The organism is Actinokineospora globicatena (assembly GCF_024171945.1).
Taxonomy (GTDB): Bacteria; Actinomycetota; Actinomycetes; order Mycobacteriales; family Pseudonocardiaceae; genus Actinokineospora; species Actinokineospora globicatena.
In genome coordinates this window covers 158,390-173,613 of sequence record NZ_JAMTCR010000006.1, presented here as the reverse complement: position 1 = coordinate 173,613, position 15,224 = coordinate 158,390, and the positions used below count along the sequence as shown (strand labels likewise).

The following is a 15,224-nucleotide window of genomic DNA, read 5'->3' as shown; positions in this document are numbered from 1 at the left end:
CCACCCCGCCCACCTCACCCATCCGACTGACTCGATCAGCCATTCGCGCCCTGCTGACCTCACCGCCCCGTCGGGTTGACCGAGCGGCTAGGTCAGCAGGGCGGCGAACATCGGGCCGAAGGCGCCGCCGAGTTGGAAGAAGAGGGAGTAGAGGCCTACGGCCACGGGGCGGTGGGCGTGGGTGAGGTGTTCGGTGCCGGTGATCATGAGGACGGCTTGGGCGGACACCATGGCGAGGACCGCGATGCCGAGGCCGAGGACGGGGAGCAGCGGGTTGACGCCGACCAGGAGTCCGAGGAGTTGGGCGACGGCGCCGAGCGCGACCATGCCCACGACGACGACGCGGCGGCCGAAGCGGTCGAAGTTGGACGCGAACACCAGCGACAGCGCGGATCCGGCGAGCAGAAGCACCAACTGGGCGAGCCCGATGTGCCCCGCGTCCCACCCGGCGGCGCGCAGCAGGGCGGGCACCCGGTAGAGCAGGAAGAAGTAGCCCGTGGCCAGGGCAAGGATGAGCCCGCAGGCCACCAGGTAGGGCCTTGACCGCACGAGGGCGACCGGGACGAACCCCTCGGGTCGGGCGCGGACCCACAGCACCAGCGGCACGACCGTGGCCACGGCGACCACCACAGCGGCGTCGAACCGGGTACTCAGGACCAGCGCGAGAACCAGCCCGAGGAACAGCCCGGCCCCGACGAAGTCGAACCGCGTGGCCCCCGGTGCGGCGTCAGGCAGCCGTGACACCAGGAACGGGACCGTCCCCAGCGTGACCGCGCCCAGCGCCAGTGCCACGTGCCAGGACGTCGCCGAGGTCACCGCCAGTCCGACGATCGGGCCTAGCGCGCCCCCGACCCCCGCGCCCGCCGTCACCAGCCCGGCCCGAGCCGCCGTCCCCGCCGCGTTGATCGCGACCACCATCATCCCGCTGCCCCCGACGGCCTGGACCACCCGTCCGGCCACCACCAGCCCGAACGACGGCGCCGCCACCAGCAGCAACGTCCCCACCAGCATGAACCCGGCGCTGACCAGCAACGCGGCCCTGGCCCCACGCCCCCGGATCAGGTGCCCGGCCACCGGCGTCCCCACCGCCAACCCCAGCCCGAACGCCGTCACCACCCACGCCGTCGTCGCGGGCGCCGTCCCCAGCGCACCCCCCATCTCCCCCAACACCAACCCCGGCGCGTTGTTCGCCATGGCCACGGGCGCCGACAACAACGGCAACCACCCCGCCGCCACCGGCCGAACCCCCACCGCCACCGTCATGTCTCCCCCATCGCCACCCCACCCAATCCCACCGGTCCATCGACCACCACCCCGACCACCAGCCGGAACGGCACCTGTGAGATCCCGCACCGGGCGGGGGTGCCGCCGGGACCGCGTGGGCCACGGCGGCGGGGACAGATCAGACCAAGTCGTCCTTCGCGGCCAGGATGGTGGCGCGCGGGATGACGACCAACCGCTCGTCCGCGCCGACGCTGACCCCCTCGGGCAGCCGCGTCGCGTAGTCGTCGGTGAGGTCGCGCCCGATCACCACGACGTCACCGTTGTCCAGCTCCCACACGTCCGGGCAGGACGGGTTGTTGTCCGAGAGGCCGAGCTCGGCCGCCGACTTGCCCAGCCGCCTGCCGAACCCCGCCGTGCGGTCCGCTTCCCACCGCTGTGCCATCGCGTTCGCACCTGTCAGCCGATGATCAGTGCCCCTTCGACCGTACGGCGGGCCTGTCGGTGGCGGAACACGCGAACGCGCGCCAGACGCGGGTGGGCATCTGGCGCGCGTTCGGGGGTGGCTACTGGGTGGCGTGGAGGCGGAGGCCCTTCTCACCGGCGGTCAGGGTGAGGGATTGGGCTTCGATGGTGAAGGTGGTGGATTGGGTGAGGGCGGCGACGATGGCGGACTCGAGTTCGGTGGTTTCGGGGGTGCAGGCCATCTTGGTGAGGATGGGGGGTTCGAACTTGAGGGTGGTGCCTTCGACGGTGTACGGGGCGCTGCCGGAGTTGCAGCCGGTTTCGATGGCGACGGTGTCGGCGGTGAAGGTGAGGGAGGCCGTGGCGGTGGCCGGGGTCGAGGCGGCGGACTCGCCGGTGAGCAGGGAGTCGACGGTCCACTTGGGGCCCGCGAGGTCGGCGTTCTTGGGCACGGTCAGCACCAGTTCCGTCTCGGCCGAGGTCAGGGTCAGCTTGTCGCCGTCGAGGCGCCAGGTGGGTTTGGCCTCCAGGAACCCGGCCAGCCACTTGTCCTGGTCGTGCAGCGGCGCGTCGCAGGCCATCTCGGTGAGGCTGAGCTCGCCGGGCTGCAGGGTGCCGCCGGAGAAGGAGACCGTGCCGCCGATGGTGTTGCAGCCCGCGTTCGCGGTCAGCCGGTCGGCCTCGGGGAAACCGAGGGTGACGGTGGAGCCGGTGACCAGCGCGTGCGGGGTGCCCTTGTCCGTCGCGGACGTCGCGGTGAACGTCTTGCCCGCCGGGGTGGGCCCGTTGGGGGCGGGCGGGGCCTGGTTGGCCGGGGTAGTCCCGCCCTGGGCGCATCCCGCGAGGGCGAGCAGGGCCACCAGCGTCGGTGTCAGCAGTCGAGTGCGCATGTCCACAGGACGGAACGCGCGGCGACCCGGGTTGTCCGGATCGCGCTGATTCACCATCCCAGTTGCCGGCGGGGCAAAATCAGACGACTCCTGAGCGTGACCGTGGTTAGTCTGCGGCGATGCCCAACACACACCCTGGCCCGCTTACCCCGAGCGACGTCGATGACGCTGTCCAGTTCGCCATCTCGGTCTTCGGTGACGTGCCCGCGGAGCGGTGGGACAGCCAGGCAGGCTCCTTGGAGTGGACCTGCTGGGAGACCGCCGAGCACATCGCGGACTGCCTCTTCTATTACGCCGGTCAACTGGCCACGCGGGTCCCACCGACCACCGCGGTCGCCTTCGACTGGGCGCCCAGGCGCGAAGGTGGGCCCGCCAACATCATCTTCGCTGAACGGGCGGCGGGCACGGCCGGGCTGATGCAGGTCCTGGAGGCGTGCGGGACCTTCTTGTCCTCGATCGTGACGACCGCGAACCCGACGGCGTTGGCGCACCACACGTACGGCGAGTCGGACCCCGAGGGGTTCGCCGGGATGGGCGTCGTGGAGACCATCGTGCACGGCTCCGACATCGCCGAGGGCCTCGGGCTGGACTGGACCCCGCCGGACGACCTGTGCGACCGGGTGCTGGCGCGGCTGTTCCGCTACGCGCCCGAGGACGTGCACGGGTGGCGGGCGCTGCAGTGGTGCACCGGCCGGATCGACCTGCCGGGCAGGCCGCGGCTCACCGAGTGGAAGTGGAACGGGAACCCGCTCTGACCTGGCCAGCCCATCCGTAGGTCCCTCCCGGGTCAGGACCTCCCGCTCTGTGGCGCGCACCCCGCCGTGTTCGACGCTGGGGTCCTGCCGAGGATGAGGACGGGACGCGATGACAGTGGTGCGGGCGGGCTCACCCGACCGGGACACCGTGCTGACGGCGGTGCGGATGGCGTGCTGCGCGCCGTCGGTGCACAACACGCAGCCGTGGCGGTGGCGGGTCGGCCGCTCGTCGGTCCACCTGTTCGCCGACCCGGACCGCAGGCTGCCCGCGACCGACCCCGACGGCCGTGACCTGGTCATCAGCTGCGGCGCCGCGTTGCACCACCTGGTCGTCGCGCTGGCCGGGTTCGGGTGGGCCGCGCGTGTTCACCGGCTTCCCGACTCGGCCACGCCCGAGTACTTAGCGGCCGTTGAGGTAGAGCCAACTGTGCCGGGTCAGGCTGACCTCGTCCTCGCGGCCGCGATCACTCAGCGTCGAAGTGACCGTCGAGCGTATGCGCCGCAGGAGGTCAGTGAGGCCTACCTTGCGCAGTTGGCTGCCGCTAGCGGTGAGGAAGTCAGGGTTAAGGCACTGCGGTCGTCGGATCTTGCCGCTTACGTCGCAGAAGCCAATGCGACACAACAGGCCGATAGCGCCTACCTGCGTGAGTTGGCGCTGTGGACGGGCAGGTTCGCTTCTCCTGACGGCGTTCCAGCCGCTAACAGTCCTACCGAGACACGGTACGGCGACCTCATCACGCGGCGCTTCACCGTCCCCCGACTGGCCCAGGCTTCGCCCGACGGTGGCGCTGGAACGCTTCTAGTGCTGGGAACCACGTCAGATGACCGGTTGTCCTGGCTGCGAACCGGCGAGGCAACTTCAGCGGTGACTCTTACCGCTACCTCGCTACGACTCGCGTCCTGCCCCATAAGCCAACCGATCGAAGTCCGCCGCACGCGAGGCCTCCTCCAACGCCAAATCCTAGGCGGCGAACTAGCCCCCCAACTAGTCCTCCGCATCGGCGAACCCGCCCCAGGCAACACCCCCGTCCCCAGAACCCCCCGCAGACCCCTCTCCGACGTCATCGACTGGTAGACACAGGTGTGCCCGGCCAGGTCATCCCGGCCGGGCACACCGCACCACCCGTCAAGCATCAAGCGCGGACGACGACCACCGGGCTGGGCGAGTGCCGCACGAGCACCTGGCTGGTCGACCCGAGCACCAAGCCCGCGAACCCGCCTCGACCCCGCGACCCGACCACGACCAGATCGGCATCGACGGCTCGGTCGAGCAGGGCCCGGGCGGGCCGCTCCCGCACGACGACCTCGGTCACCGCCACATCCGGGAACTTGGCCCGCCACGGCGCCACCCGCTCGGCGACCAAGGCGTCAGCAGCCTCGGCCACCAGCGTCCAGTCGAGTGCCGCGAACCCGACCGCGTCCGTGATGCCACTCCCCCACGCGTGCACTACGATAACGGTTTCGCCCGTAGTGCTCGCGCGTTCGAAGGCGAATCCCAGTGACGCGTCGTCGGTGTCTCCACCGTCGATACCTACCAGGATCTGGCCGTGCGGCCCGGTGTCCTCGCCTCGCACTACGACCGTGGGGCAATGACCGTGAGCCACTAGCGCTACCGCCGTCGACCCGAGCAAGAAGCCAGAGAAGCCTCCTAGACCGCGCGAGCCCAAGACCAAGAGCGCCGCGTCTTCACTGGCGGAGCGCAGGGACCCGACGACGTCACCTTCTAGCGCGTTCACCCGCACCTCTAGTCCCGGCACGGTCTCGGTAGCGGCAACGGTGGCCTCATCCAGGTTCGCGAGTGTCTGGGCGCGCAGACCATCGCGCAGGTCGTGCTGGGTGACGAGAGCTTCGGGGTAACCGGTCAACGGCCACGGGTAGACGGAGACGACGGTCAGCCAGGTGCCGCGCCGGGCGGCTTCCGCGGCTGCCCAGCGCGCCGCGGCCAGGGCGGATTGGGATCCATCGACCGCGACCAGTACGGGAAGGGGGGAGCTCATGATCGGCTTCTCCTGTCACGGTGGACGACAGCACAAATGCTGACGACACCACCCACGCTACGGCAGGCAGCAACACGCCACCGCCGTCCGAGGTCCCCCCCGTGACCAGGACCTTCGGTGCGCGACAAGAGGCCATCGTACCCGGATACGTCCACTAAGGACATTGTGCTGCCGTCTAGACTCGATGCCGGAGGTGGGAAGCGATGCGCGTTCTGCTGACGGCGGTACTGGTCGCTACGGCTGTTGCTGGTGGGGGTGGGCAGGCTGGTGCGGCTCAGGCGGGTGGGGTTACCGCGAGTGGGGGGCATTTGCCGCCGTTTGTTGCGGTGGTTAGACCGGTGAGTGAGAAGCGGTTGGGTAAGAGCTGGCGGCCGGGGTGTCCGGTTGGGCCGGAAGGGTTGCGGTTGGTCACTCTTACCGTCGTCGGGCTCGATGGGCGGGTGCATCGGGGGGAGTTGGTCGTCGCTAAAGAGGTGGCGGGGGAGGTTGTGTGGGTGTTTGGGGAGCTTTACCGTGCTCGGTATCCCATAGAGCGGATGGTGACGGTAGAGAAATACGACGCCGATGATGACCTGTCCATGGCTGCGAACAACACGTCGGCGTTCAACTGTCGTCCCATCACCGGGGGTACGGAGTGGTCGAATCACTCTTACGGCAGGGCGATCGACATCAACCCGGTTCTCAACCCCTACATCTCCGGGTCCGGGGCCGTGTACCCGCCCAACGGCGCCCCTTACGTCGACCGGACCCGCACCGACCCCGGCCTGATCCACGCCGGTGACGCCACCTTGCGCGCCTTCGAGCGGCGGGGCTGGGACTGGGGTGGGTACTGGACCACACCGATCGACTACCAGCACTTCGAGAAGCCCGCGACCGGCTAACCCTTCGGAGGTAGCACTACCCGCACGCCGAAGCCGTCAAGGTCGACGGTCGTGTGGGGTGGCGCGCCGTCCTCCGAGTCCTCGCGCAGCATGAGCTCGGTCTTGCGGTACTCGACCTCGTCGCGCTTGGAACCGGAGAACGCGGCGCCGAGTTCGTCGAACCCGGCGGCGGACACGGGCGTGCCCGTGCGCTCGCGGCGCCACGGCAGCCAGCTCCGTTCGTGCGCCCAGAGCCCGAAGCGCTCCAGCGTGGCCAGCACCACGAGCAGCACGACGACCCCGGGCAGGCTCATCGCCCACAACCAGCCCATGCCGTCCCAACGGCGCGGGCGGGCGCGCGGTTCCCGACAAATCCGGTAATTGGCAGTGTCCGCGCCGCGGTGGGCGGACCTTGTCCGGCGCCGGGGGCACCGACCATGCTGGGCGGACCCCCGGGCGGGCGTACGGAGCGAGGAGGACGGGGCATGTCGCGGCGACTGCAGCCCGCCGGGTCTTTGCGTGCCTATTTCGGGTGGCGGTTGCGCCACTGGAGACGCGCGCGCGGGTTGTCCCAGAGCGAGCTCGGGGCTCGGCTCGGTTACGGGGACTCCCACCTGAGCAAGGTCGAGAGCGGTGACCGGTGGCCACCACCGGACCTGCCGGACCGCGCCGACCGGGTGCTCGACACCGGCGGTGAGCTGGCGGCGCTCTGGCCGCTGGTGGAGCGGGAACGACAAGAGGCGCCCGGCGCGCGTCAGCCGGAGGCGGTAGCCCCATCGACGCCGTCGAGCCCGACAGCGCCAGAGGCCATGGAGGCGCTCTTAGCGGCCTATCACGTGACCGGTTCGCAGCTCGGCGGCCGCGACCTCGTTGTGCCGTTAGAGCACTACACACGCACGGTCGTGCAGTGGCAGGCAGTGTCATCGGCGCCCGGTTTAACCAGGCTGGCGGCCAGGTTCGCGCAACTGGCGGGCTGGGCGCGGTTCGACGGTGCGGACTACCCGACCGCCCAGTTCTGGTACACCTGCGGCCTGACCTGGGCGACGCAGGCCGACGACCGCGACCTGATGAGCAGGCTGCTGGCCAGGCAGAGTTCCGTGCACTGGTCGGTGGGCAACGCGGCGGGCGCGATCGCGCTGGCCGAGCGGGCGCGGCGGGTCGACGGGACCAGCCCCGGTGTGCGGGCGTGGGCGTGCCTGGCGGAGGCGCGCGGGCACGCGTTGGCCGGTGACCGGCGGTGCTGCGAGGAGCGGCTCGACGAGGCCGCCGCGTTGATGGCAGCGGCCGACCCGGTCACCGAACCGTGGGCGGCGCCGTCGGTGCTGGCCTTGGCCATGGGCACCTGCTACCGCGACCTGGCCGCGCGCGGCGACCACTCCGGGTTGGCGAGCACGGCGGTCGACCACACAACGCGGTCGTTGGCAGAAGTACCGACCACGAACGAACACGACCGCGCGGTGGTCGCGACCCGGTTGGCGAGTTCACACACACACGCGGGCCATCCAGACGAGGCAGCATCGGTGCTCACCACGCTCTTAGACCCACCGGCAGGTCCTCACGGCTCGGCACGAGTGCGGGCGGAGATGCGGCTAGTGCACACGAGGCTTACCGAGCACTGGCCGACAGTTGGCGCTGTGCGGGAGCTGACCGATCTGGTGCGCACAAACCTGCCTGACTAACCCGCAAGACAGACCTGACCGGTGCCGTGGCGTCGACACCGGTCAGGTCTTCAGGGGCGGCGGTTGGCGTTAGGGGGTGTTGACGATCAGGTCCTTGATCTCGTTGTAGATCAGGTTGATCCGGGCACCCTGGTTGCCGGGGCAGCCACCGAGGTGGTGCAGCGCGATGACCTTGTGGTTGGCGGCCAGCACCGGGGAACCGGAGTTACCGCCGGAGGTGTCGCAGCTGTAGCTCATGTTGTACGAGTCGGACGCGGCGCTGCGGACGGTGCACAGCGGACCGCCCTGGGTGTTGTCGTAGATAGAGAGCCGCTTGGGCTTGCCGTCGCCGTGACCGGGGATGTAGATCCGCTCACCCGCGACCGGGTTGCGCACGTCCAGGTAGAGCGTGCCGTACTGCTGGATCGCGGCGAAGTTGTTCACCGAGAACAGCGTGTAGTCGAGCCTGCTGGACCCACCGGGGCTGGTCTTGTAGAAGGTCGCGCCGCTGACCTTGGTGCCCGCGCCGGGGTTGTTGCCCCCGCAGGTGGCGCAGTCGTAAGCGAACTGGACCTCCGAGGACGACACCGCGGACTGGGTCGAGATGCAGTGGTTGTTGGTCAGCACGCGGTTAGTGCTACCTACGCGCCACGCGGTGCAGAGCCCACCACCGCTGATGAGCAACCTGGCCACTGCGTTCGACTTCGCGTACTCGGTGGGGTGGCTGCTCTTGTAGCAAACGGTGTCACGCCTGGCATCGGTGCCGCAGACGCTGAAGAAGGTGGGGTTGTTAGACCTGACTTCCGCAGGTGAGTAACCGCGCCAGTAGCGGTCAACGGTGAAGCCAAGGCCAGCGGTCGCCTGGGCGGAGCGCACCGAAGCCTTGTGCAGGGTCACGACCGCGGTGTCACCGTCGATCGACATCGCGGCGAAGCCCTTGCGGCCGTGCCGGGTGAAGTCGCTGTCACCCGCGCGCGCGGCGCCCGCGGTGGGGTCACCGTGGTAGGTGTGGACCTCGCGACCGGTCGGGTCGGCGACGGTCACGAAGTCACCACCCGCGAGCCGCAGCGAACCGAAGTGGACCTTGATGTAGGTCGCCCCCGGCTGCTTGATCTCCTGCCGCTCGGTACCCGCGTAAGCGACGGTGGCACCGAGAACTGTCTCTTCACCTACCTTCATCGCACCTGACGCCGGCGCTAACTGCGCCGCTGTCGCCTGGGGTTCGGACGAGACCCACGCAGGGCCGAACATCGCACCGCCTGCCGCGAGGGCAAGGGCGAGCACAACGATCGGGGTTCGGGCCACGTTCTCCTCCTATCAGTGGTTGCGCTAACCGTGATCAGCGAGACATATCGCTCTCGGTATACGCGCCCCCGAACACCACCCGATAGGCGTCGAACCTTGACCAACCCCCTGTCAACCGCTCGACCGTCACACCAACGACCCCGCGAGCGAGGCGGCCCAGGCGCATCGGTCCACGCGACACCCACATGCTCCACAGTGGACTAGGAGACCCGGGACCCCGCGACCGCGGCGAGTTCCGCGCCGACCAGTTCGGTGCGGGTCACCGGCCCGCACATCCACGACGCGAACGCGCCGACCAGGCACAACACGATGGCGCTGGTGAAGGCGATGGTGAGGCCGGTGGCGAAGGGCCCGGAGATCAGGCTGGGGAAGAAACCGCGGCCGGTCAGGTAGGCGGCCTGGTCCGGCGGGAGGGTGACGAGCTGGTCGCCGAGGAGCTCGCGGATGGGGTTGTAGCCGAGGAAGGCCGCGAAGAGGACGGCGACGGCCGGGAGTCCGGCGATCTGGTTCGCGGCGGCGGCCGGGACGCCGTGGGCCTGCAGGCCGGTGCGCAGCGCGTCGGGGAGGCTGCCCGCGAAGCCGATGATGATCAGGCTGAAGAAGAAGCCGATGGACAGGACCATCGCGGTGTTCTGGAACGTGGTCATCATCCCCGAGCCGGAGCCCCTGGTGCGCGCGGGCAGGCTGTTCATGACCTCGGCCCGGTTGGGCGAGGAGAACATGCCCATCCCGATGCCGTTGAGCACCAGGACCGCCGCGAACGCCGGGTACGGGAAGTCGACCGGTAGCGCTATCAGCAGCGCGAACGACAACGCCGTGAGCAGCATCCCGACGGTCGCGAGCAACCGGCTGCCCACCCGGTCGGACAGGATCCCGGACGCGGGCGCCGAGAGCAGGAACCCCACGGTCATCGGGACCATGTAGATCCCGGCCCACAGCGGCGTCTGCTCGTAGCTGTAGCCGTGCTGCGGCAGCCAGATGCCCTGCAACCACACGATCAGGACGAACTGCAGCCCGCCGCGCCCGAGCGAGGCCGCGAAGTTGGCGACGTTGCCCCAGGTGAACGACCGCGACCCGAACAGCGACAGGTCGAACAGCGGGCTGGCGACCCGGCGCTCGACCAGCACGAACACGATCAGCACCGCCACCCCGCCGAGCAGGCAGACGAGCACGAACGGGCTCCCCCACCCGGTCTGCGAGTCGCCGTAGGGCTGGATGCCGTAGGTGATGCCGACCAGCACCGCGACCAGGCCGACGGCGAAGGTCAGGTTGCCCACCAGTCCATCGGCGCGTGCCCGCGCACCCCCGTGTCGTGCAGCTTGAGGTAAGCCCACGCGGTCCCGACCAGCCCGAACGGCACCGACACCAGGAACACCAGGTTCCAGTCGACCGGCGCGAGCACCCCGCCGACCACCAGCCCGAGGAACGACCCCGAGATGGCGGCCACCCCGTTGATGCCCAGGGCCATGCCGCGCTGGTGGGCGGGGAACGCGTCGGTGAGGATCGCCGGGGAGTTGGCCATCAGGAACGCCCCGCCGACGCCCTGCACGACCCGCCAGCCGATCAGCCACAGCGCGGCGGCGTCGCCGGTGAACCAGGTGAGGGCGAGCAGCACCGACGAGACGGTGAAGATCGCGAAGCCCAGGGTGTACATCCTGGCCCGGCCGAACATGTCGCCGAGTCGGCCGAAGCCGACCACCAGCACCGCGGTGACCACCAGGAACCCCATGATCATCCACAGCAGGTAGCCGGTGTTGGCCGGGTCGAGCGGGTCGATGCCGATCCCGGCGAACACCTCCGGCAGCGCGATCAGCACGATCGAGGAGTTGATCGTGGCGATCAGCATGCCCAGCGTCGTGTTCGACAGCGCGATCCACTTGTAGCGCGGTCCGGGGGCGAACCCCCGCCCCACCCGCGCCGCGTCCGGTGTCCGTGTCACTTAGCTATGCTAAGCAAAATCCTTGCTCCACGGCAATGATCCGCCGATCACACCCGCCACCCACCCCCGCCCGCGACCGGCGCCGTTCACGGCAGGCCGGGGTCCGGCGCGCCGGAATGACCGGTTCGCCGGGCGCCACAACCGAGAGCGGTTCCGGCAAACCGAGCGTTGACCGGCCCAAGCGCGATTTCTCACGTTTTCCCGACAGCTGGATGCCAAAAGCCGGACAGCACCGAACCAACGGGGTAGACCGAATGTCGGCAGCGCGGCGCGCTTTTCGCAGAATCGTTGCACCATGCGGCTGACGCTGCCCGGAATGGTGCTGCGGAACAGGTTCACCGCTCACTACACTCGATTCCCGAGCCAACGCACAATCGCCCCGCGCGGGCGGCTGCCGGATCCGGGGAAATCCAGGGCGGGGGGTGGGCTGGTGGAGGCGGCGTTCGGGGTCCTCGGTTCCACGGCACTGCGGATCGACGGCGCGCTCGCCGCGCGGTGGGCACCGGCGAAACCCCGGGCGATGCTCGCCGCGTTGCTGGTGGCGCCCGGCGCGACGGTGTCGACGGCGGCCCTGGTGCGCTGGGTGTGGGGCGACGACGAGCGCAAGCCGGGCAACACCACCGCCACCCTCGACGTCTACGCGACCCGGATCCGCGGGCTGCTCAAGCGGTTGCCGGTGCGGGCGAGCCTGCGCGGCGACCGGGGCAGCTACCACCTCGACACCGAGCCGTCCGCCATCGACCTCGTGCAGTTCCGCGAACTGTCCGCCGCCGCGCGCCTGCACAGCGGGCGCGGCGACCCCGCGCGCGCCGCCCGGCACGCCGAGTCGGCGTTGCGGCTGAGCCGGGGCAAGCCGCTGGCCGACCTGCGGTCGCCGGACGCGCTGGCCTGGCGGGCGCGGTTCGAGCGCGCCGAACTGATCCCGGCGCACAGCACCCACCTCACCGCCCTGGTCGAACTCGGTCGAGCCGACGAGGCGTTGGCGCTGCTGGAGGTCGTGCAGGTCGAGTACCACGACAGCCTCGCGCTGCACAAACTGCGGCTGACGGTCCTGCACGCGTTGCACCGGCCCGAAGAGGCGAACGAGTACTACTTGGCCGTGCGCCGATCCCTGGACGCCGACGGCGACCTCGAAACCGCTGATCACCTGCTGCGCCACCACGAGTCGCTGGTGCACGCGCTCCCCCACCCGCCGAAGCGGTCGCGCCGCGACACGACCGAGTTCGTCGGTCGCGGCGGGGAACTGGCGCTGCTGGACGCGGCGGCCTTGGCCGACGACGGGACCCCGCCGCGCGGGGTGGTCGTGCTGGAGGGCATGCCGGGCGTGGGGAAGACGGCGCTGGCGGTCCACTGGGGACGGCGGGTCCGCGGCCTGTTCCCGGGCGGTCACCTGTTCGTCGACCTCGCGGGCCACCACGCCCACCCGGCCGCCTCCCCCGCCGCCATCGTCGACGAACTACTGGCCGGACTGGGCGAGGAGCCCAACAGCTCCGCGACACCCGTGGTCCGCGCGGCGGCACTGAGCCGCGTGCTCGCGACCCGGCACCCCCTAGTCCTGCTGGACAACGCGCACAGCGCCGCACAGGTGAACGCCGTGCTACCGCTGCTGACCGAATGCCTCGTGGTGGTGACCAGCAGGCACTCGCTCGCGGAGCTGGGCGCGGGGCCGACCACCCGATTCGTCCACATCGGACCGCTCGCGCCCGCGGAGTCCGGCGCCCTGCTCGACGTCCGCCTCGGTGGCGCCGAGGCCCACCCCGACCTGCGCGCCGAGGTGATCCGACTGTGCGGGGGCCTGCCGCTGGCGATCGCGGTGGTCGGCCGCAACATCGCCGAGTACCGGCTGCGCCGCCGCCAGAGCGGGCTGTCGCCCCGCCGCCTGCTGCTGGAACTGGGCATCGACGCTGACAGCGACACCTCGCCGCAGACGCTGTTCACCTGGTCCTACCGCGCACTACCGCCCCAGGCGCGCGGCCTGTTCCGGGCCTTGGGCCTGCACCCCGGCAGCGAGTTCACCGCCGCCGCCGCGCGGGCCTGCTGGGGCAGGACCGAGGCGGAGACCACCGGCGCACTGTCCACTTTGGTCGATGCGAACCTGGTGGACCGGGGCACCGCGCCCGGCCGCTTCCGGTTCCACGACCTCATCCGCGAGTGCGCCCACCACCTCACGCACAACGAGGACACTCGCGACCACCGCGATGCCACTGAGAGGCGGATCCTGGCCTACTACCTGGGTTCCGCGATCGCCGCCCATGACGTCCTCTACCCCGGTCACTCAAGCGGCCCGCCCCTCCCGCCGGAGCCGCTGGTGGTGCCGCACCGGTTCCCCGACGCCGAGTCCGCGCGCGGCTGGTTCGCGGCCGAGCACGTGAACCTCATGGCCACCACGGTGTTCGCCGCGCGAGCGGGCCACCACGCCTACGCCTGGCGGTTGCCGCACGCCGTGAGCCGGTACCTGCGGCGCAGCGGCCACCACGAGGACTGCCGGATCGCCAGGGAGATCGCGGTCGACTCGGCGCGGGCGGACGGCGAGCCCGAGGCGGAGGCCTCCTCGCTGGCCGACCTCGGGCTCACCTACCTCACGCTCGGCCGGTTCGCCGACGCGGAACGCAGCCTGCTCGGAGCGCTGGCGTTCGCCGACGCGACGGGAACCGCGCGCGGGCAGGGTGTGATCCGGTACCAGCTGGGCAAACTGGCCGCGCAACTCGGTGACACCGAGCGGGCCGTGCGGCTGCTGGAGGAGAGCCTGGTCTTCGCCGAGCGCGGGCAGGACGAGCAGGGCAAGCGGTGGACCCTGCACGCGCTGGGCGACGCGCTGCTGTCGGCGGGCAGGCACAACGAGGCGTTGACGGCGTTGCGCGAGGCCGAGCGGCTCGCGGTGGCGGGCGGCGACGAGTCGGCCAGGGCGAGCGTGCTGGCCGGGATCTGCGCGGTCTGGCGCGCCCGCGGCCGGTTCCCGGAGGCGGCGGCGTACGGGGAGGCGGCGCTGCGCACGGCGGAGGCGGCGCGGGACGCGGTGATCGTCGTGACGACGCTCGCCGCGCTGGCCGAGGTGGAGCACGCCAGGGGCGCGCTCGCCACCGCCGAGGCGCTGACCAGGCGCGCCGTGGCGCTCGCCGACCGGGTGCACCACCTGCCCGAACACGCCAAGGCCCTCGACCTGCTCGGCGACGTGCTGGCGGGCCAGGGCAGGTCACCGCAGGCGCACGCGGCCTGGCGTGACGCCGCCGCGCTCTACGCCCTGATGGGCGACTCGACCCACCAGCACGAGGTCCTGGCCAAGCTCCCCCGCACCTGATCACCCCCGGTGCGGGCAGGGCAACCGGCTGGCCATCGGCACAACGCAGGGTTTTTCGCGGCCCGTGGGGGTTGACTTCACCGCATCGAGTGCCCCACCATGGTGCTTGCAATGATCTTGAACTAGCGCGTCGCGCGGCTCACCGCCGCCGCATACCGCTGTCTCCTGAGGAACAACACCCCGTGGTCAAGAAGCTCGTCGCGACCGTGTTCGTCGCGTTCACCCTCACCGTCGTCTTCGCCCCACCAGCGCTCGCGTGGTGGGACTACCACTAGTCGGTTTCCCCGGCCGCCAACCCGGTCAGCCGGTCGAACAGCTCCACATGGGTCAGTCCACAGAAGACGGCCAGTTCGGCGACCGCCTTCGGTTCCAGGTGGACCACGCCGTCATCACCCGCGTCGGTGGCGAGCCGGTGCCGGGCCCAGCGGCGCACCGGTTGCAGCTCCGGTGTCCGGTCGGCGGCCAGCGCGCGCAGGTCGACCGAGCAGACCAGCAGGTGCGGTTGGACCTCGGCCTGGCGCAGCGCGGTGGCCAAGACCTCGGGCGCCGGAATGCCCAATGCCTCGCAGATCGAGATGAATCTGGCCACTGTGCACTGTCGGATGCCCAACTCGTACGTGGCAATCGTTTGCGAGTGGACCTCGAGGTCGAGCCGAGCGACCAACTGCGCCCTCGTCCACCCGCGGTCCTCGCGCGCGGTGCGCAACTCGTGCCCGATCGCACGCAACAACCGTGGATTCGACAACACCCGTTCGCGGCGGTCGCTCACGCCACCCCCCACAACTCGCGGTCTCCCCGCGTCGCATCGCCCATTGTCCGACGTGCGTTACCGCACA

12 protein-coding genes and 1 pseudogene are annotated in these 15,224 nt (G+C 70.5%); 5 read left to right on the top strand and 8 right to left on the bottom strand.

Translation table 11 applies throughout. From position 1 onward, the window contains the following. Positions 1-87 precede the first annotated feature (87 nt). From LV79_RS28380 to LV79_RS28370, 3 genes are all read right to left on the bottom strand, one after another. Positions 88-1,263 (bottom strand): MFS transporter, encoded by a 1,176-nt coding sequence (locus LV79_RS28380; protein ID WP_253841349.1) that lies wholly within the window; start codon positions 1,261-1,263, stop codon positions 88-90. A 139-nt stretch (positions 1,264-1,402) separates the two neighbouring features. Beyond that, complete coding sequence (locus tag LV79_RS28375; protein WP_253841348.1) at positions 1,403-1,666, bottom strand: hypothetical protein; 264 nt, start codon at positions 1,664-1,666, stop codon at positions 1,403-1,405. Between the two features lie 121 nt (positions 1,667-1,787). Next, positions 1,788-2,576: an META domain-containing protein gene (locus LV79_RS28370; RefSeq protein WP_253841347.1), complete on the bottom strand. Its 789-nt coding sequence runs from the start codon at positions 2,574-2,576 to the stop codon at positions 1,788-1,790. A gap of 119 nt (positions 2,577-2,695) precedes the next feature. On the opposite strand from LV79_RS28370, the gene LV79_RS28365 reads away from it, so the two are divergent. Both LV79_RS28365 and LV79_RS28360 read left to right on the top strand, forming a co-directional pair. Continuing rightward, complete coding sequence (locus LV79_RS28365; protein ID WP_253841346.1) at positions 2,696-3,331, top strand: DinB family protein; 636 nt, start codon at positions 2,696-2,698, stop codon at positions 3,329-3,331. A 109-nt stretch (positions 3,332-3,440) separates the two neighbouring features. Next, positions 3,441-4,406, top strand: coding sequence for an Acg family FMN-binding oxidoreductase (locus tag LV79_RS28360; protein WP_301321888.1), 966 nt, complete (start codon positions 3,441-3,443; stop codon positions 4,404-4,406). A gap of 58 nt (positions 4,407-4,464) precedes the next feature. Here LV79_RS28360 and LV79_RS28355 read toward each other — a convergent pair whose 3' ends face one another. Further along, the gene (locus LV79_RS28355; RefSeq protein ID WP_253841345.1) at positions 4,465-5,328 is read right to left on the bottom strand and encodes a universal stress protein; all 864 of its coding nucleotides are present in this window, start codon (positions 5,326-5,328) and stop codon (positions 4,465-4,467) included. Between the two features lie 539 nt (positions 5,329-5,867). Between LV79_RS28355 and LV79_RS28350 the strand changes: the two genes are divergently transcribed. Then, positions 5,868-6,209, top strand: a complete 342-nt coding sequence (locus LV79_RS28350) for a M15 family metallopeptidase (RefSeq protein WP_253841344.1) — start codon at positions 5,868-5,870, stop codon at positions 6,207-6,209. Here LV79_RS28350 and LV79_RS28345 read toward each other — a convergent pair. Continuing rightward, positions 6,206-6,502: a DUF6191 domain-containing protein gene (locus tag LV79_RS28345; protein ID WP_253841343.1), complete on the bottom strand. Its 297-nt coding sequence runs from the start codon at positions 6,500-6,502 to the stop codon at positions 6,206-6,208. The two genes, LV79_RS28350 and LV79_RS28345, sit on opposite strands and share 4 nt — an antisense overlap. A 171-nt stretch (positions 6,503-6,673) precedes the next feature. On the opposite strand from LV79_RS28345, the gene LV79_RS28340 reads away from it, so the two are divergent. After that, positions 6,674-7,867 (top strand): helix-turn-helix domain-containing protein, encoded by a 1,194-nt coding sequence (locus LV79_RS28340; RefSeq protein WP_253841342.1) that lies wholly within the window; start codon positions 6,674-6,676, stop codon positions 7,865-7,867. A gap of 69 nt (positions 7,868-7,936) precedes the next feature. Here the strand turns inward: LV79_RS28340 and LV79_RS28335 are convergent, their stop codons facing one another. Further along, positions 7,937-9,025 (bottom strand): trypsin-like serine peptidase, encoded by a 1,089-nt coding sequence (locus LV79_RS28335; RefSeq protein WP_253841341.1) that lies wholly within the window; start codon positions 9,023-9,025, stop codon positions 7,937-7,939. A 326-nt stretch (positions 9,026-9,351) separates the two neighbouring features. Continuing rightward, a pseudogene (locus LV79_RS28330) lies at positions 9,352-10,997 on the bottom strand (MFS transporter). A 523-nt stretch (positions 10,998-11,520) separates the two neighbouring features. Here LV79_RS28330 and LV79_RS28325 point away from each other — a divergent pair. Further along, positions 11,521-14,388 (top strand): ATP-binding protein, encoded by a 2,868-nt coding sequence (locus LV79_RS28325; RefSeq protein WP_253841340.1) that lies wholly within the window; start codon positions 11,521-11,523, stop codon positions 14,386-14,388. A gap of 271 nt (positions 14,389-14,659) precedes the next feature. On the opposite strand, the gene LV79_RS28320 is transcribed toward LV79_RS28325, so the two are convergent. Beyond that, complete coding sequence (locus LV79_RS28320; protein WP_253841339.1) at positions 14,660-15,157, bottom strand: helix-turn-helix domain-containing protein; 498 nt, start codon at positions 15,155-15,157, stop codon at positions 14,660-14,662. Positions 15,158-15,224 lie beyond the last annotated feature (67 nt).